This window comes from Pseudoclavibacter sp. VKM Ac-2867, from assembly GCF_015351275.1.
Lineage (GTDB): Bacteria > Actinomycetota > Actinomycetes > Actinomycetales > Microbacteriaceae > Pseudoclavibacter.
On record NZ_JADKSL010000010.1, the window covers coordinates 137,655 to 154,329 of the forward strand.

Here is a 16,675-nt window from a genome sequence, read left to right on the forward strand (position 1 = left end):
CGCGGCCCGCAGTCGGCTGAGAGACCCACGAGCGTGTGTGCGTGCTCCACGGCGTCTTTGATTCGGCGGACATTCCGTGTCGTCGGCTGCCGGTGCTGCGTGCGAGGCCGGCACCCATTCAGTTGCTATGTTCAGCCTATGGACAGCCAAGTCACCGTTCGCGCCCCAGAACGGGAGGATCAGTCGGCATGGACCGAGATGTTCGACCTCTACCGGGAGTCTGCCGGCTACGCGCCCAGTCCTGAGGTGAGTGCCAGGGTCTGGTCCTGGATCACAGCGAGCGAAACGCTCCAGGCGCTCGTGGTTGAAGATCACAGCGGTCTCATCGGATTCGCTCACTACCGGCACTTCCCTCGACCAATCGTGGGCGACGAGGGCCTCTACCTCGACGATCTCTTCACGCGAACCCGTGCTCGTGGCAGGGGAATCGCCAGGCTTCTCCTCACCCACCTGCGGGGAGAACTCTCACACGGAGGCTTCGGAATCCTGAGATGGACGACGCTGCCCGGCAACGAACCCGCCCGCCACCTCTACGAACAGTTCGGCACAGTGTCACCATCTGTGACCTATAACGCACTGCCGGAGCGTTAGGTAGTTGTGAAGCGAACTGGGACGTCTTGGTCCAACGCGCACGCAGTCTCGACTGCTCCAATGGACCTGCCCGACGGCCCCGCAGCCTCGTTCGACTCCTCTCACCACAGCGGCTTCCCTCGTGTCCCATCCCAAACCAGGCGGGTCGCGATGCGCCTCCCCAGGTGTGCGCGCGAGTTGGACGGTGACTCACGCGATGCCTGAAACGAGGTTCGCCGGTCCCGGTGGTCCGGCTGTTGTCGAAGCAGTTCAGGTTGCACTCGACCAGGTCGGGCGCCGGTCCGACCCTGAGTCCTGGACCATCGTCGAGCACGGCACGTCGAATGTCGTCGCCCTTGCCGGTGACGTCGCTGTGCGGGTAGCGCGATCGGAAATGTCTGGGTTAGAGGCCCGTCGTGCTCAACACGTGATCGATGCGCTCCCATCCCTGCCCTTCTCGGTCCCGAGGTCCGTGGGCGCTCCAGTCCACGTCAATGGCGTGCTGGCCATCGTTCAAGAGCGAATCCATGGCGACGTCCACCCTGCAGGGCCCGCAGACCCCGCGGAGCTTGCGAAACTCCTGGAAGCGCTCCGTTCTGTGCCGCTGCCCCCAATTTCCGCGCATTTGGCCGTTCCCCGCGCGTATATGGGCGGAAACGACTGGCAGTCCGTCCTGACGTCTGAGGTCGTGCCACGCCTGAATCGCTCTGTGCGCGGAGAGGCGCTCAGCCGAGTCGAGTCTCTTGCTGCCCTCGAGTCCGACCCCGTATCGCTGTGTCACGGAGACTTGGCGGGCACGAATGTTCTCTGGAGAGACGGGAAGATCGTCGGGGTGCTCGACTGGGATCTCGCAAGCCCCGCCGACATCACCGACGATGTGGCATCTCTCGCGAGTTGGCATGGGTGGGAGTCACTCGGACCGTTCATCGACGACCAGACTGCCAATCGAGCACGAACCGTGGCAGCGACCCACGTGCTCCAGCCGATCGCGTTCACGCTCCTCCAAGAACGACCCCCGGGCGAGCTCGAGCGAGCAGTCGCACGGGCGAACACGGCACTCGCCCAGGAGTTGGACGTCCAGACGGATGTTGCTGTCCCGTGATTGTCCGGGCCTGACGAAAACCGTGTCTGGTCAGACGAGCTACGTCAGCATCCGCCGCGACGCCGCCTCGACCTGCGCGACCGCTTTCTCCGGCAGCTGGTAGCTCGTCAAGGAACACCATCAGGACGAGCTCGCCGATCGTCGGGTGCGCCTCATGGCTAAGGTGGTCGAGACGAACCGCGATCTCCCGCGCGCGAGCATCGGTGCCGACGCGGTGCCGGCCCACGAACCCGTCGCCGAGCTGCCCGAGGTACCAGTCACCGGCCACGTCGCCGAGGTCGTAGTTGTACTTCGCCTCCGATTCACGCAGCAGCGGCTCCTTGCCCCGGAACGAGCCCCACTCCTCAGCGATCGTCTCCTTCGCCGAGTCCGAGAGTCTGCCGACGGTCGAATCCTCGTAGATGGCGAAGTCGTCCAGGCCCCTGTCGACGTCATCGCGGGCGTCGGCGACACCGTCGTCGACAACCAGCTCCTGCAGGTGGATCTCGGCGTCGTGGAGCTCGTCCTCGACGCACACGTCCTGACTGGCGTCTTCCTCCCAGGAGGCTGCGAATGCACACGTCTCGTTGCGGCGGAGCTCGAACACCGGCTCGTCGGCGCCTCTGTGACCGACGCGGTCGGCGTAGGGCTGGCCGAGCTCATCTTCGAAGTCGTCGACGCAGACGCGCTCGGAGTCACTCGCGTTGTTGCTCACGAGACTCCCCCAGCGGCTGAGCGAGCTCGTCTCCCCCACCCGGAAACGGGGTGCACCGCCCTCGCCGGTCTCCACGATTCCGCGCAAAGACGGAATCCACGCCCGTGCGCCTGGACCATGGCCTGTCCGAGGCAGCCGGCGATCTCTTCCCTGCGGGACTCAAGCTCGGCGACGGGGGTCGGTGAAGTCGGCGGGTGCGTTGTGCGCCTGGTGGCCGAGCTGGCCGGCGTGGGCGACGCCGTTCCCGCGGGCGGACTCACGGCGGGCATCTGCGATTGCGCGGGTGGTCATGGCGAAGGCCCCTCTCGTTGGCTACCGGCACTGTGTGCGGCGGCGGAACGAGAGGGTCCAAATCGCGAGGCAGTGCGACCTCAGACTTCCCGAAGTGCCGTGGTAATACGCGGCTTCTCTTTCGTCGCTGGCCAGATCGAGACATGGAACTGCTCGTCCGGTTCATCGGCCTCCGGATCTCGCCCTTGCGCGACACATCTCACCCGGTATAGCCCTGCGTGTGACTCTGCCAGCGAAACTTCCAGGTCGAAGCTGTCGTCAAACCCCATCAACACGAGTTGCTTTCCCGAGGGCCGGACCGTGAGTTCGTCGAGCTCGCGCCCCTCGGGGAGGCTCTCGTCAAGGGGAGGTCCCGCAAGCGCACTGACGGTCACTGAGACGACGCCGACCCGAATCCCCGTGGCGACGGTGAGGACCCCAGAGTCCCAAGCAACAATGTGACCCTCGGCCGGAGGGTAGGCGCCGATCGCAACGGCAATATCAGCTCCGGTCCAATCTCCAATGCCGACGACGAAGGTTCCGTACTGAACGTCGACGGATCGGGGTGCTGCGGTCATCGGCCCACCACATGAACGCGGAGCCCCGGTGGATTCGTTGTCTCTAGACATGGAGACCAAGCGTAGAGGGCCGGTCAGGTCCCATTCGCAGCAGTCAGGGACAAGGAGTCCGAGCACCGCTCCGGCATTCACGCCGACATCGTGGGTCTTGACCACCTGATTTCTGCGCGCGTCACGCGTCTAACGCAGCCCGCGACGCCGCCTCGACCTGCGCGATGGCCTTCTCTGGCAGGTGGTAGCTGGTCAGTTCCCCCATGAGGCGTTGCGCGCGGGTGTACGCGTGGCGGCGTTCAAGATCTGAGGAGCCGGAGTTTTCGGCCATCGCGAGTAGCGTGCGGATCTCGGCGACCTTCTTGCGCTCCTCCGTCGGGATACCGGCCTGCCGGAGGCGCTGCGCGTGCCGGTAGGCGGCTTCCCAGGCGAGCGCGAGGTCGTCGACGGCTTGCGCGTACGGGTGCCATGCAGTGTTCGTACGCTCGAGGTTCTCCTCGGGCATGCTCACCTCGGCGGAGGTGGCGGCGTTCATGGCGCGGAACATCGCCGCAGTCGTCGGCACGTTCACGTCCGTCAGGGCGGGGTAGCTGAACAGCATGTCCCAGTCCGTCTCGGCGTGCAGCACCTTCGCCTCGAGGGAGCGGTGGCGTTCCTTGAGCTTCACCCACCTGCCTTCCGCTTCCGCGCGAACCTTCGCCAGGCGCCGCTGCTCCGCTCGGCGCTTCGCGAGCTCCCGACGCCCGAAACCGACCGCAAACCAGACGGCGGCGAGCACGAGGAGACCGAGCGGGATCAGCTACAACGTCTCGAGGTTCTCGACTCTCGGCAGCACGATCGGGTCGGACTCGACCGGTGGCGTCGGAGTGGCTGTCGGCGTCGCGGTGGCCGATGGCGTCGCGGTTGAGGTGGGCGCCGGTTCACCGCTGAGGGTTCGAAGCATCCGCGCGAGGCTGTTGAACAGGATTGGAAGGAGCCACCCCATCAGCATCAGGACGATGCCGCAGATCGCCGAAAAACCACCACCGCCCCCGTACTCGCGTTGACTGACCCAGCGGAAGAGACCGACAGCCGTCACCAACCCTCCCACGGCAACCATCAGGATGCTCGCGATCGTCAGTATCGGCGCCAGAGAGTCAGACATCGGAACGTCCTTTCACAGAGAACAGCGCAGGCCGAATCCGGCCTGCGCTGTTCTATGCGGGGACGCTGATGCGGGCTAGAAGATCTCGTCCTCGTACGCCTGCCGGGCCGCCTGGAACTCGGGCGAGGTCACGTCGTACCGGGCGACGGCTGGGGCGGAACTGCCGACTGCCTTGAACAGGGCGCCGTTCTCGTAGACGCGGCCGCACTTCGGACACACGGCATGATCGGCATCCTCCGTCGACTGCTGCCTGTCCGGGTCGATCTTCCCGTCCGGGTCGGCGTCCAGCCAGTAGCCATCGCCGACGGCCGCGTTACCGCACACGCACTCCTGTTCCTCACCGTCGTCGGAGACGGTGACCTCCCCATCGAGCGGTTCCGAGGAGAGCGGGTACGCGTGGACCCCGGCGGTCGTCGTTCCCGGGTCGAAGTCGGCGGGTGGCGTGTGCGCCTGGTGGCCGAACTGGCCGGCGTGCGCGACCCCGTTGCCTCGTGCCTGCTCGCGCTGTGCGTCGCTGCGCTGCGTCATGCTCGGACCTCTCTCGGGGTGATGTCGATGGTGTACTCGCCAGGTTCCGACTCGTCGGCGGGGCGGAGGCCGCGGTCGTGGGAGTGATGTGCGGAGAGGGCGGAAGCGAGGCCGTCGAGCGACTCCATCTTCCCGTACTCGTTCACGTCGATCACCTCGCCGTTCGCGGTCACCGACTCGATATCCATGAAGGTGCCGTTGTCGTAGCTCGCTTCACTCACATGAAACGCAGTCAAATCCGGGTCGACGGCTCGGGCGTAGCTGCGGAGGCTGTCGATGGTGGTGCGCTGAAGTTCCGCTTCTGCCTCAGTCACGAGCATGCCTCGGATCTCCACCCGCTGTCGCAGCAACGGCATCAGCTTCGCCGGGTCGGCCGGGTCTTCCAGCTTCGCCGGCACGTAGTCCGGGGCCGCGAGGAGCCCGCGTTCGCGGAGGTCGGCCTGGAAGTACCAGGTGGTGCCGCTGTCGAAGCTGAACTCGCGCCCGGTGTCGTCCACATAGACCTCGGTGATGACCTGCGGAACAGCGAACTCGGCCCGCATGAGCTCGCGGTCCTCGTCATCCAGGTCCTCGTCGGCACGCTCGATGTGGCCTTCGATGACCTGGCGCATGTCGACGCGGTCACCCTCCCGGAGCGAATCGATCGGGACAACGACGCCGGAGGGCATCGGTTCTAGCGCGGCATCGTCGGCGAACGCGCCTGGGGCGGTGTGTGCCTGGTGGCCGAACTGGCCGGCGTGGGCGACGCCGTTGCCGCGGCCGGACTCGCGGCGAGCGTCAGAAATGTGCGTCATGGTCGGGGTCTCCTCGTTGGTCACGGGGACTGTGTGCGGCTAGCCTTCGCCGGAGTATTCGACGAGGCGCCTGTAGTCCTGCTCCTGCTGCTCGCTGAACTTCGACCAGTCGATGACCACGCGAGTGCCTCCGAGTCCGTCATCGACACGGGAGACAGCGTCTGGGACGCTGGCGATGCCGCGTCGCATCCTCGCGAGCTCGCGCACGTGGATTTCGTGACGGTCCGCCCACCGGTCGTAATGCGGCCACGCGTCGTAGTCGAGGGCGGGCGGGCGTCGGTACTTCGTCTGGAACCCTGCGAGCGCCTCGCCCGCCTCGAAGGCGATTCCCTCGTCTGCGGTGCGGCTGCCGTCGTCGTAGGTGCGTCGCGAGACCTCGGCCGCGCCCTTCGCTTGGTCCCATTCGTCGAGGGTGAACACGGTGTCGCCGGTGATGAATCCGCGCTCATCGACGGCGCGCGCGTACCTGGCCGATTCGAGCTGCACGCCCCAGGATTGCGCGACCAGGACCGGCTCTTCGACGGGCCGGTGCACGAGGCCGTCGACCACCATCCACCTGTCGGCTGTGTCCTGCTGCAGCGCCTCCAGATGCTCTTTGTCGATCGAGGGAGGGTCGGACTCGTCCTGGCCCCAGCTGCGCTCTCGGACTCGGGAGTCGGCGAGCACGGCTTCCTCGAGGGTCTTCCCGGTGGATTCGATGAGGTTCCCGTCATGGATCAGGAGGGAGCGGGTCTTACCGTGGCGGTCGGTGATCGTCGCCACCGCCGGCACGTCCGCCCGCTCGACGATCGGCACCTCCACGCTGAGGACACCGGGAGTCGAGTACGACTGCTCTTTCCAGTGCCTGCTACTGGGGAGGCCGAATCGACGCACCGACACGTCGATGGAGGTTGCAGCGATCGTGTCCGCGGGCTCCTCCTCCTCCTGCCCCCACCAGCTGTTGTCGAACGCGCCCGGCGCCGAATGGGCCTGGTGCCCGAACTGGCCTGCCTGGACGACGCCGTTGCCTCGTGCCTGCTCGCGTCGTGCGTCGGTCTGGTTCGTCATGCTGGTCTGCTCCTGTGCTGGTGGTCGAGGTTGTGATTGGGCACGCCGGGGTCAGCGCTTGCCCTCTTCGGAGTCCTGGACGAGGCGGTTGTAGTCGTCCTCCTGGTCGACGGAGAACAGGCTCCAGTCGACGCGGGCGCGGGTGCCGCCGAACCCGTCTGGAACGCGGGTGATGGCGCCGGGGATTTTCGCCATGCTCGCGCGCATCCGCTCGAGGTCAGCGGCGTACGCCTCCGGGGTTCGCTCCTCGGTGGGGCGGCGACGACTTCGGTCGTAGTCGAGGGCCGGAGGCCTGCGGTACTCGGACTGGTACTCGTCCATCGCGGGTCCGAAGTCGAGGCGGATGCTGTGGTCGTACTCGTCCAGCTCCCGCTCGGCCGCTGCGACCGCCACGGCCTGCTCGTACTCGTCGAGCCGGTACCGGTTCGGGTCGCGGAGGAACCCTCGCCCGTCGGATCCTCGACCGCTGATACCCGAGTGGTCGTCGATGTTGACGACGCCGTTGAACACCCGCAGCGTCGGTTCCGGGAGGGCTTCGTAGACGAGACCGTCGATGACGACCCAGTCCCGGTCGATCTCGTCCTGGATCAGGGCGAAGTTGTCCTCGGGCAGCCATGGCCGCGGTTCCTGTGGCAGCCACGGCCTGGTGCGCACGCGGTCGTGGTTGGCGAGGGCTTCCGCGGGCGTGCGTCCGCGGGTCGTGAACAGGCGCCCGTCGTGGAGCACGATCTCACGAAGGCCGTCGGGGTCTCCGGGGCGAGTGAGCGTCATCGCTCGGGGTGCATCCTCGGTGTCGATGACCGGAATGGTCACGTTGAGGATGCCCGGGACTTCGTAGCTCTGATCCTTGCGGTGCCGCGGAGTGGGACGCCCGTACATGCCCACAAGCACGTCGATCGACGCTTCCGCCGAGCGCGCCTCGGTGGCGTCTCCTGCGCCGACATCGAACGCGCCAGGCGCGGAGTGGCTCTGGTGGCCGAACTGCCCGGCCTGGGCGACGCCGTTGCCGCGCGCTTGCTCGCGCCGGGCGTCTGCGTGATGGCTCATGGTGCTCCCTCGGGTGTCACGGGCACTGTGTGCGGCGAAGCCCGGTTCATGGGCGCAAGACGCGGACCGTCGCGGTCTTGGGCGCAATCTCGGTGAGGCCGGAGTCGACGATCGTGATGGACTGCGCCGGGTCGCCCGAAATCTCGTCAAGATCGGCGACGCAGAGGGCAAGAGCCGGTTCCTCCCTCCAGGCGAGGAAGGCAGCGCGCCCGGTCAAACGGAGTTCGACGAGCCAGACCATGAGTGCGTGCGCCACCTGCGCCGACGTCTTCCCCGTCGTCAACTGCACGTCGTTGCTGACAACCACTTCCGGTCGAACGAGGTGCCCGGCCGGGGTCATGCCGAACGAGCCGCCGTCACGCTCGAGGTCGAGGCCTGCCACGCGCAGCTGCCGGAGCCGTTTCGGGAAGTCGTCATACCCCATCGGCGCGAACGCGTACGCCGTCGCTCCCCCGACCGTGAAGGATCGGCTGGCGGGGTCGGCGGCGCTGAGCTCAGCGATGAACCGGGCGTCGGCGGGCTTGGAGATGCGGCGCACCGTCTTCGTGAACGCGCGGGACAGCCACGCCTTCCACGGCTCGGCATCCAGGTCCGCATGGGCGGCGGTGAGGTTGGACGCGATCGCGACGGCGGCGATGGTCTCGAAGTGGGTGCCGGGCACGACGGCGATCGGCTGGACGAGGTTCGAGGCGGGAGCCTCGACAGGCTGGATGTCGGACACGGGTGAGCTCCTCAGGTCGGTCGCCCTCCTATGCGGGGCCTTCCAGGTCCGTACGCAGGTCGGTGCAACCATGGATGCATGGCTCACACGACGAAGGTGATGATGTTGGCCGGTGCCGCGCTCCTTCTACTCGGGGCCACGGCTGGATGCTCCGGGAGTGCGTCCACCTACGCCGACCTCGACAACCTTCCCTCTATCGACATGCCCATCCCTGCAGATCTCGAGAACCAAACCCTTGACGGGTTCGACACGGAATCCATCAGGTGGGTCGGCGAATACGAAGGATCGCAGCTGTGGCTCGCTGCGGGCACCGACGAGTTCGAAGTGTGCCTCCTCCAGTACGCAGACGCTCGGGAGTGGAGTGGGTCCTGCAGCGGGGGCGATGGCATCTCGAGCGCGCGGATCGGCGACGGTCCCCAGTTCCAGGTCGTGCCCGACGGACAAGAACCGCGCGAGGGCTCCGACAGAGTGTCCAACAACGTCTACGCCACCGGCGCCTGACGGCCCCAGCCGGCCTCAGACCACGGTCTCCCTCAGCCACTCGGTGACGTCATCCCAGTCGCGGCCGACGAGCGCCTTTGACGACTCGACGTCGCTCTTGTGGCGGGACGCGACGAGGCGTCGCCCTTCCCCGTACACGCGGTACTCGGCGCCGGACGGTGCGTGGACCGGCTTCTTCCGCCCCATGAACGGGGTCGTGCTCAGGCCTGCGGTGCGCGCCGACCGGTCGAGAATGGCGCCCATGTCGTACCGCTCGCCGGCGCCGCGGAGGATGGTCGCCCCTTCGTCGGTTGGTAACTCCAACATCGGCGCGAAGACCTCATTGAACTCCGCGATGATGTCGGCGGTCTTCCGAGGCGTCTGCTCTTCGACCGGCAGGAACCGCTCCCACTCCACCGTCGGGAGCCGCCAGCGTCCGCCGATGCCGCACACGACGACGTAGTGGCGTGGGATCAGGACGGCTTCGGCGTGCTTCGTGTTGGACCAGCGCAGCATCGACAGGCGGGTCCCGTCCGGGCGGACGCCGGTGATGAGGCCGGGGTCGTTGACGAGCTCGTAGTCGTTGGCGACGAGGATCTGCTCGAGCAGGTTCATGGGCGGGCCTTCCAGACGGCAACAGGGGCACGAACGAGTGGATTCGGTCGTGCCCCTGTCCTATGCGCGCCGGGACCCACGGCCGGGAAGACACCTCGCGCGTCGCCCACGGACCACGGGTGCGGCGAACAGATGAGCGATAACGTGGGCTGCTATGACAGAGAGCGAGACCCCAAGGTCGTTTCCGTGGCTGCTCGCGATCTCACTGGCAATTCCAGTCATCCTCTTCGCAGCGGCGGGCGCTGCCTTCGCAATCTATGGCGCGAGCGTCGGCGCAGATGCCCTCGTCCGCATGCCTGGCCGCGGGTCCGGAGCCGACCTCGTTTCGGTCTCTGATGCGGCCAGGTTCTGGCTTGTCGTCGCGGCTACCACTGCGGCGGTCGGCACTTGGATTGTGGCGAGCGTTGCCAGGAAGCGCCGCCGAACCGCCGAATGAGCGTGACCGCTACCGCTCCCGCCACCCTTCCGGGAGTCGCACGGGCTTGTCTGAGTTCTCGGACTGGTAGACGAGCCCTTCGAACTCCGCCTCGCCGTCGTAGTCGAAACCGATGGACGGATCGTCGGGGTCGATCTCGACGTACTCGAAGCCGTCGAACGTTGTCCAGCGCTCCGCGATGTCGACGGCGCGGATCTCGCACTCTGCACCGGTGTAGGGGTCGATGAACGCCGCGTAGGACTCCTCGTCGTCCGGGTCGGCTGGGCGGAATGCCAACCGGGGGTACTCGGCGCTCTTGATGTCGTGCTCGAACCCTTGGTACGTCGCGTATCCCTCGGCGGGGTCGACCTCCAAGAGGTTCCTGAACGACTCCTGCGCCTTGTCGCCGGCGCCTTCTTTCGTGCCTTCGTGCGCGCGGGCCGCGTCGAGCTGCGCGAGCTCCTCCGACCAGTCGTTGGACTTGTCGGCGCGGAGCTTCTCGGCGAGAGTTTCCGCCCAGGCGTTCACGCTCGACGGGGCTTCGGCGGGTGGGGCCGTCGTGCCGGGATCGAACGAGCCAGGTGCCGAGTGGGCCTGATGGCCGACTTGGCCGGCGTGGCCCACGCCGTTGCCTCGCGCCTGCTCGCGTCGTGCGTCTGCGGTTGAGGTCATGCGTCGTCGTCCGTTCCAGTTTCGAGGGTGAGGGCGATGTCGAGCTGGTACGGGTGCTCGTCAAGTCCACGCGCGGTGAAATCGACGTAGTCGGGATCGTCTTTGTCGGTGGCATTCCTCCAGAGCCATTCGGGCTCGCCGCGGTCCATCTCGCCGAGGATCGCGTTCACGCCTGACGACATCTCCTCGTGGTCGGGTCGCTCTTGGAGGTCGTCGAACGGCACGAAGGTTCCGTCGCGGAGCTCGAGCGTGCCGAAGCGGAATTGTCCGTCGTGTTCGTCTCGGAGGACGTGGACGGCTTTCGCGTCGGGGACGGACATGCGCACCAGGCTCGCTGCGGTCACTGCGGCTTCGTGCTCGAGCTCGCTGCGGCGGCGCCAGAAGCCCTGGGAACGCTGGTAGAGCGCTTCCCGCTTCTGCTCAATCGCGGTCTCCTCGGCGACGTTGAGAACTCGCGCCGGTGCCCGGTCGGGATTCCGCGGAGAGTGGCCTGGGCGGAAGTCCCATCGGGCGCTCTTGGACTCGTCGGTGTCAGCGAACATCACGTAGACCTCGCCGTCGTTGTGTGTGACCACGGAGACGGTGCGGGGCCCGCGCTGGAAGTTGAGCTCGAAGTCCTCGACGAGGTCGTCGTCTTCCGGGTTGCGCTCGAGGTACGCCGCTGCGAGCCGGGACATGTCGAGCTGGTCGCCGGCTTCGATGTCCGCGGGGTCGATGAGCTCGGTCATGACCGGCACGGGAATTGCGTGCGCAGGCTCAGCCTCGGACGTTCCGGGAGCTGTGTGGGCCTGGTGTCCGAACTGGCCGGCGTGGGCGACGCCGTTGCCACGGGCGGCGTCCCGCTGGGCTTGAGCGGCTTGGCTGATGTTCGTCATGGTCATGCTCCTTCGGTGATGCCGTTGGTGCGGGCGGCGGTCTCGGCGGGCAGGTGACGGGTCCACGCGTACTGGCCGTCGGCTTCGGCCTGGTCGAACTCGCGCCCGCGGGTGTTGTTGAGCTCGAGTGGGATGTGTGCCCGCCAGTGGGCGCCGTCGCGGTCGATCTTGATGAGGTGGTCGCCGCCACGGAAGTACGCGGCCTTTTCGCGGTAGGTGATGCCCACGCCGGCGTGCCCTCGGTTGTGCGTCCACTCGTGGATGCCGGTGCGGATGTTTCGGTTCTCGGCGGTCTCGATGCGCCGGTCGATTTCCGTGCCGATGTACTCGCTCCCGAACGTGCCGGGGTCGGTCTCGTTCGCGAACCGGGCGTGCAGGTTCCACGCGGTCTGGCCAACGGTTGCTTCGGAGAGCTCGGCGTCGGGAATCCTCGAAGCGAGGGACAGGCTCAGGTTCGAGTCTCCGTCCTCCTGGTACTCGAAGTCGTCCACGTCCGCGTCGAACCAGTCGGAGTACGCGTCCACGATGAGCAGGTCATGCTTCTGCAACTGCTCATGCGTGAACCGCTTGTCCCAGTTCGGGTTCTCGTTGTAGTTGAGGACGAGCGTCGAATCCATGTCGGCCGGGTCGTACTTCATCAGGGTCATCGTCGAGATGCGTTCGTCGTCGAAGCCTCGCACGTCGTCGGTGAGGTCGATCTCCCGGTTCGCGCGGGCCTTCGCCAGGAGCCCATCACCGGGCTCGGGGATGACGAGCGGAGCCGGTGCCGAGTGCTGCTGGTGCCCGAACTGGCCGCCGGTGGTGCCGTTGCCGCGGGATGCTTCGCGGCGCTGCGTGGCGTCGTTGCTGATGGTCATGCGGGGTTCTCCATCTCGTAAAGGCGGGCGTTCGCGTCGGTGTGGACTTCAGTGATGTCGAGGGTGTATGCGGCGCCGTGCTCGTCGCGGAGGTCGGCGTCCGCTTCGTCTTCGTCGATGAAGGTGAGCCACTGGGGGCTGTCCCAGGGCATCTCCTGCAGGCATGATTCGAGTCGGTCGTCTCCCGGGATTCGGTCGGTCGACACTGCGCCGTCGCGACCTCGGACACCGACGAGCGTGTACTCGCCCGTCAGGTCGTTCGTGCCGACGAGCACTTCCTTCGCATCCGGGTGCAGCTGGCGAGCGATAGACGCCGCGGTGGCGCCGACCTGGGCCTGGTACCGGCCGGCGTGCTTCGCGAGGTCGAGCGAGGTCGCTTCGACGGCGGCGAGGACGCGCTCGGACTCGACCGTCCCAGCGCCGCGGCGTGCTTCATCGGCCTTGCGTGCGGCGATGTACGTGGTGAGTTCGGCAGTGTCTGGAGTCGCCGACGCCGAAACGCGCTCGCCCGGTTTCCACGAGACCCGTCCGCCCGCGGCGATCGCGCCGGCCAACTGTTCGAAGGCCTCTTCCGGATCGTCGGAACCGAGCTCCTCGACGGCGGCGATCGGCCAGGAGTCGAGGATCGGGCGAACCACCTCCGGATTGACACGTTCGTCCTCGGAGTAGCCCGTCACCTTGCCCCGAGCGTTGTAGTGCGTGAGCCCGACCCACACCGTCGGTGTCGGCACGTCCGCCAGGGGCGGGGTCTCATCGCCGGTGTCGAGCACGGCTGGTGCGCTGTGCTGCTGGTGTCCGAACTGGCCAGCCTGGCCGACGCCGTTGCCTCGCGCTTGCTCGCGGCGATCGTCTGCGGTGGTAATGCGTGGTGCTCCTCTGGTCCGGTGTTCACCGGGACTGTGTGCGGCGGAGTTTCACGCGGCCGCGCGAGCTCGTGGTTTCCGGCGCTGCTTCGTGATGAGCTCGTCCACCATCTGCTGGATGACGTCGGCGGCGCTCATGAGGTCGTCGTTGCTGTTGTCGAGCACGGCGACGTTGCTGTCCGTCTGGTAGACCGCGCCGAGTGTGTGGCCCTTCTTCTCGAGCGATCGTTGGATGTGCTCGTCGAGGGTGCCGAGCGCGATGAGTGAGGTGGCGAGGACGTTTTCGGTCTGGCCGATGCGGTGTGCCCTGTCCTCGGCCTGGCTGAGGATCGCCGGCGTCCAGTCCTGTTCAGCGAAGACCATGTCTTGCGCTCGGGTGAGGGTGATGCCGGCGTTCGCGACGGGGATGGACGCGAGCAGAATCGCGGTCGACCCGGCTTGGAAGTCAGCCACGATCTGGTCCTTGACCTCGAACTTCGTGTCGGCGTCGATGACCGCGAACGGACGCCCGTCTTTGGTGAAGCTCTCGCGGAGCGAGGCGCCGACCTCCCGGTGCCAGAACCAGACGATGAGTGGGCGCGTGTGAAGCTCGTCCTCGTCGGGGGCGGTGTCGTGTAGTCGCACGTACTCAGCGGCGGCGTCGATCTTGGTGAGGCCCGCGGCGACGCGGAGCTTGGAGACGAACCGGATGACGCCCTTCGAATACTCCGCGACCATCTCGTCCGTTGGAGCATCCCCCGTCTCGGAGACGACCTTGTCGACCCACCCCTGGATCTTCTCGGCGATGTCTTTGTGCGCACGGCGGTACTCGGCGAGCGGCACTTCCAGGGCGACGGCGTTGCGGAACTTGCCGGGCAGCTGCTTGAGGACGTCGGTCTTCATGCGCCGCACCCACACGTGCGCGCGCATTTGGTTGCCGAGGTCTTCGAGGGCGCCGCGGCGGGGGCGGAATCGGCCGAACGGATCCTGAGTGCAGTAGCGCTTGAGGAACTCATCCCGGCTCCCGAACAGCGGGCCGAGCATCCCGACCATTTCCAGGAGAGCGGCGATCTCCGACGGCGACGCGAACATGGGTGTGCCGGTCGCGGGGATGGTGCGCTTGGAGGACGATGCGAGCTTGAGAGCGGCGGTGCCGCGCTTCGAGCCGAGCGTCTTCGCCCGGTGCGCTTCGTCGTAGACGAACAGGTCTGGCGCCCATGCCCGCAGCTGCTCGACGAGTTCCGGACGGGCGACGAGCGTGGAGTCGGGGACGACGACGAGGCCCTTTTCGGGCAGCTCGAGTGGCTTGTCGCGCTTCATCTTCTTCGGGTTGACGACGAGCGTTGTGCCGCCGTCCATCGCCCCGTTGACGAGGATCCCGACCTTGTCGGCTTCGCCCTTCCACGCGCCCGTGACGACGGACGGGCAGGTGACGAGCATCCGCTCAGCGCCGAGGACGGCGGCGACCGCGAGAGCCTGGCTCGTCTTCCCGAGTCCCATGTCATCAGCGAGGAGGCGGTGCCCGAGCGCGATGGAGAGGACACCGAGCGTCTGGTACTCGAAGAGGTCCATCCTGAACCAGTCGGGGATAAACGACAGCCATTCCTTGAGCGCCTCAGTTCCCCCGAGCGCGGCGAAGTCGGGCGCGCTGCCGAGCGCTGCCGCGAACGCCTCGAATCCGGTGACTGGGAGTGGAGCGCGGGCGGCGAAGGATTTTTCGAGGGTGTCGGCGGGCCACACGACGCCGGTTCGGAGGGTGCCGCGCACGGTCGCGTCGGTGTGCGGGAGCTCGAACCATTCCTCGTCCTTGTTCCAGACGGCGCCCCAGCCGAGGAGGTCGCCGGCGAGGTCTTTGCCGAGGAGGCGAGGGCGGATGTGCAGACCAAACCCGTCGGGCGCGTGCCGAGCCATGGGCGCGGTCAGGTCCTCGAGGGAGTAGCCGACGAGGGGCCCGTTCTGCGGGTAGTCGATCCACAGGCCGAGCTTCGCGAGCTCCTCGCTGGGATGCTCGAAGCCGAGCCCCGTGATCGTCCACGACCGCGTCGACCGGTCGTAGGCCCGGCCGGGCAGACCCTTCACCCAGCCTTGGAAGGTGCGGCTCCCATCGAGCGGCAGCGGCGCGTCCAGGGGCACGCGGAGTCGGAGTTCGGGTTGCGTGATGGACCCGGTCAGCTCGACCGTCCCGACTCGTGTGGACATCAACGTCGTGGTCACGCCGGGACTCCCGCAGGGATGCCGAGCTCGAGTTCAGGCTGGACGATCGTCAGCGGTGCCGCCTCGGCAGGTGCCGGCACGCGCTCTGGCTCTTCGGGCCCCGTCGCTGATTCGTGTTTCGGCTTCGCTTTCGAGGTCAGCGGGGTCTTGATGGGCTTGCCGACGCAGCCGCGCGTGAGGATGCACTTCGACGGGGCGGCCTGCGCCTTCCCGTCCTGAGTGCGCCCGAGGAACGACACCTGCCCGCAGTCCGCACACACCGCAACGATCCGCTGCGGGTCCACGGAGATGAGCGAGACCACGCTCAGGTTCCGGTCCAGGCACGCCTGCTGGTCGGGCGTGAGCCGCACCTTCGCGATCGCCTCAGTGTTGGTGACGAGGTGCTTCCAGGACCCGACCTTCGTGCCCTTGAGGATGAGGAACGCGATGTGGGTGGCGCGCACGACGTCGGGCAGGGTGTCGTTGTCGCGGATCTCGATCGACTTCGGAGGTTTCGCAGTTCTGACCATGCCCTCCTATGCGGGGAGCCGGTGTGCGTGCTTCGGGGACGTGCCCGCGTCTCGATGACACGCGGATAGGCTGCACGGTCTGGCCGGACATCAGTGATGGGAAGCTCATGAAGAGGAGATGCGGCAGGTTTGATTCATGGTTGATGGATCAGTGCCAGCTAATACCTTCCGGGCCCAACCGCAAGATTTCGAGGGCCCTACGATGCCTCCGACTGTTCCGGCGGGACTCCGGCTGCAGCGCAGCCGCGCCCCGATCCAGGAAAACAAGGAAGATGAGTTGTCCGAATGGATGGCGGTGCTCACGGACCGGGATGAGGAATGCGTCCAAACGCTTCCGGCTGAGCGGTCGGCGTTCGAGGCCACGTTCGTCACCGGGAGGTGATGGGTCGGTCTGGATGTACCACTTACAGCTCATGGGCGAAGAAGGCGGCGGCCTCGACGAATCAAACCCTGTTGACGCCGTCCACGCGAGATGCAACCGTCGAGTGAAGCACCGAATCGCCCCGGGTTTATTGGAGGTTCCTGACTCCCTGGAAAGGGGACGGAACCATGACGGCAAGCAATCGGAGATACCCGCCGGAGCTGAAGGAACGAGCGGTGCGGCTCGTGCTGGAGTCTCGCGAGCAGCCAGGTGGAAGCCGTGGCGCCTGCACGAGGGTCGGACAGCAGCTCGGGATCCCTGCTGACACGTTGCGCGGGTGGTTGCAGCG

The 16,675-nt window shown here is 66.9% G+C and carries 22 protein-coding genes; 5 read left to right on the forward strand and 17 right to left on the reverse strand.

Features of this window, described 5'->3' with window-relative positions; all coding sequences use genetic code 11:
* Positions 1-138 precede the first annotated feature (138 nt).
* Positions 139-591 (forward strand): GNAT family N-acetyltransferase, encoded by a 453-nt coding sequence (locus ITJ67_RS11755; RefSeq protein ID WP_194677735.1) that lies wholly within the window; start codon positions 139-141, stop codon positions 589-591.
* Positions 592-787: 196 nt separating this feature from the next.
* Entirely contained in the window at positions 788-1,672 is an 885-nt protein-coding gene (locus ITJ67_RS20440) for a phosphotransferase family protein (protein WP_416362323.1), read from the forward strand.
* On the opposite strand, the gene ITJ67_RS11765 is transcribed toward ITJ67_RS20440, so the two are convergent.
* From ITJ67_RS11765 to ITJ67_RS20285, 10 genes are all read right to left on the reverse strand, one after another.
* The gene (locus tag ITJ67_RS11765; protein WP_194677737.1) at positions 1,563-2,453 is read right to left on the reverse strand and encodes a hypothetical protein; all 891 of its coding nucleotides are present in this window, start codon (positions 2,451-2,453) and stop codon (positions 1,563-1,565) included. The genes ITJ67_RS20440 and ITJ67_RS11765 overlap by 110 nt on opposite strands.
* A gap of 72 nt (positions 2,454-2,525) precedes the next feature.
* The gene (locus ITJ67_RS20005) at positions 2,526-2,657 is read right to left on the reverse strand and encodes a hypothetical protein (RefSeq protein ID WP_267238559.1); all 132 of its coding nucleotides are present in this window, start codon (positions 2,655-2,657) and stop codon (positions 2,526-2,528) included.
* Between the two features lie 80 nt (positions 2,658-2,737).
* On the reverse strand, positions 2,738-3,214 hold the full coding sequence (locus tag ITJ67_RS11770; protein ID WP_194677738.1) for a hypothetical protein: 477 nt from the start codon (positions 3,212-3,214) through the stop codon (positions 2,738-2,740).
* A gap of 172 nt (positions 3,215-3,386) precedes the next feature.
* Positions 3,387-3,983, reverse strand: coding sequence for a hypothetical protein (locus ITJ67_RS11775; RefSeq protein WP_194677739.1), 597 nt, complete (start codon positions 3,981-3,983; stop codon positions 3,387-3,389).
* A 21-nt stretch (positions 3,984-4,004) separates the two neighbouring features.
* Entirely contained in the window at positions 4,005-4,349 is a 345-nt protein-coding gene (locus ITJ67_RS11780) for a hypothetical protein (RefSeq protein ID WP_194677740.1), read from the reverse strand.
* A 75-nt stretch (positions 4,350-4,424) separates the two neighbouring features.
* Positions 4,425-4,877: a hypothetical protein gene (locus ITJ67_RS11785; protein ID WP_194677741.1), complete on the reverse strand. Its 453-nt coding sequence runs from the start codon at positions 4,875-4,877 to the stop codon at positions 4,425-4,427.
* On the reverse strand, positions 4,874-5,671 hold the full coding sequence (locus ITJ67_RS11790; RefSeq protein WP_194677742.1) for a hypothetical protein: 798 nt from the start codon (positions 5,669-5,671) through the stop codon (positions 4,874-4,876). The genes ITJ67_RS11785 and ITJ67_RS11790 overlap by 4 nt, the downstream gene beginning before the upstream one ends.
* 39 nt (positions 5,672-5,710) lie before the next feature.
* Positions 5,711-6,718, reverse strand: a complete 1,008-nt coding sequence (locus tag ITJ67_RS11795; RefSeq protein WP_194677743.1) for a hypothetical protein — start codon at positions 6,716-6,718, stop codon at positions 5,711-5,713.
* A gap of 51 nt (positions 6,719-6,769) precedes the next feature.
* Positions 6,770-7,765 carry a hypothetical protein gene (locus ITJ67_RS11800; RefSeq protein WP_194677744.1) on the reverse strand — a complete coding sequence of 332 codons (996 nt, stop codon included), beginning with the start codon at positions 7,763-7,765 and terminating at the stop codon, positions 6,770-6,772.
* A 46-nt stretch (positions 7,766-7,811) separates the two neighbouring features.
* Positions 7,812-8,486, reverse strand: coding sequence for a peptidyl-tRNA hydrolase (locus ITJ67_RS20285; RefSeq protein ID WP_194677745.1), 675 nt, complete (start codon positions 8,484-8,486; stop codon positions 7,812-7,814).
* Between the two features lie 78 nt (positions 8,487-8,564).
* Here ITJ67_RS20285 and ITJ67_RS11810 point away from each other — a divergent pair, with 78 nt between their 5' ends.
* On the forward strand, positions 8,565-8,987 hold the full coding sequence (locus tag ITJ67_RS11810) for a hypothetical protein (protein ID WP_194677746.1): 423 nt from the start codon (positions 8,565-8,567) through the stop codon (positions 8,985-8,987).
* Positions 8,988-9,002: 15 nt separating this feature from the next.
* Here ITJ67_RS11810 and ITJ67_RS11815 read toward each other — a convergent pair whose 3' ends face one another.
* Complete coding sequence (locus ITJ67_RS11815; RefSeq protein ID WP_194677747.1) at positions 9,003-9,581, reverse strand: hypothetical protein; 579 nt, start codon at positions 9,579-9,581, stop codon at positions 9,003-9,005.
* A gap of 154 nt (positions 9,582-9,735) precedes the next feature.
* Here ITJ67_RS11815 and ITJ67_RS11820 point away from each other — a divergent pair, with 154 nt between their 5' ends.
* Positions 9,736-10,017: a hypothetical protein gene (locus ITJ67_RS11820; RefSeq protein ID WP_194677748.1), complete on the forward strand. Its 282-nt coding sequence runs from the start codon at positions 9,736-9,738 to the stop codon at positions 10,015-10,017.
* A gap of 9 nt (positions 10,018-10,026) precedes the next feature.
* Here the strand turns inward: ITJ67_RS11820 and ITJ67_RS11825 are convergent, their stop codons facing one another.
* The 6 genes from ITJ67_RS11825 to ITJ67_RS11850 form a co-directional block, all read right to left on the reverse strand.
* Positions 10,027-10,668 carry a hypothetical protein gene (locus ITJ67_RS11825; RefSeq protein ID WP_194677749.1) on the reverse strand — a complete coding sequence of 214 codons (642 nt, stop codon included), beginning with the start codon at positions 10,666-10,668 and terminating at the stop codon, positions 10,027-10,029.
* Positions 10,665-11,543: a hypothetical protein gene (locus tag ITJ67_RS11830; protein ID WP_194677750.1), complete on the reverse strand. Its 879-nt coding sequence runs from the start codon at positions 11,541-11,543 to the stop codon at positions 10,665-10,667. Before ITJ67_RS11830 ends, ITJ67_RS11825 begins: the two co-directional genes overlap by 4 nt.
* Before the next feature lie 2 nt (positions 11,544-11,545).
* On the reverse strand, positions 11,546-12,400 hold the full coding sequence (locus tag ITJ67_RS11835; protein ID WP_194677751.1) for a hypothetical protein: 855 nt from the start codon (positions 12,398-12,400) through the stop codon (positions 11,546-11,548).
* Positions 12,397-13,170, reverse strand: coding sequence for a hypothetical protein (locus ITJ67_RS11840; protein WP_194677752.1), 774 nt, complete (start codon positions 13,168-13,170; stop codon positions 12,397-12,399). Before ITJ67_RS11840 ends, ITJ67_RS11835 begins: the two co-directional genes overlap by 4 nt.
* Before the next feature lie 144 nt (positions 13,171-13,314).
* Positions 13,315-15,456: a DEAD/DEAH box helicase gene (locus ITJ67_RS11845; RefSeq protein WP_194677753.1), complete on the reverse strand. Its 2,142-nt coding sequence runs from the start codon at positions 15,454-15,456 to the stop codon at positions 13,315-13,317.
* Positions 15,453-15,965: a hypothetical protein gene (locus ITJ67_RS11850; RefSeq protein ID WP_194677754.1), complete on the reverse strand. Its 513-nt coding sequence runs from the start codon at positions 15,963-15,965 to the stop codon at positions 15,453-15,455. The genes ITJ67_RS11845 and ITJ67_RS11850 overlap by 4 nt, the downstream gene beginning before the upstream one ends.
* A 202-nt stretch (positions 15,966-16,167) precedes the next feature.
* Between ITJ67_RS11850 and ITJ67_RS20445 the strand changes: the two genes are divergently transcribed.
* Entirely contained in the window at positions 16,168-16,347 is a 180-nt protein-coding gene (locus ITJ67_RS20445) for a DUF6176 family protein (RefSeq protein WP_416362321.1), read from the forward strand.
* Positions 16,348-16,675 lie beyond the last annotated feature (328 nt).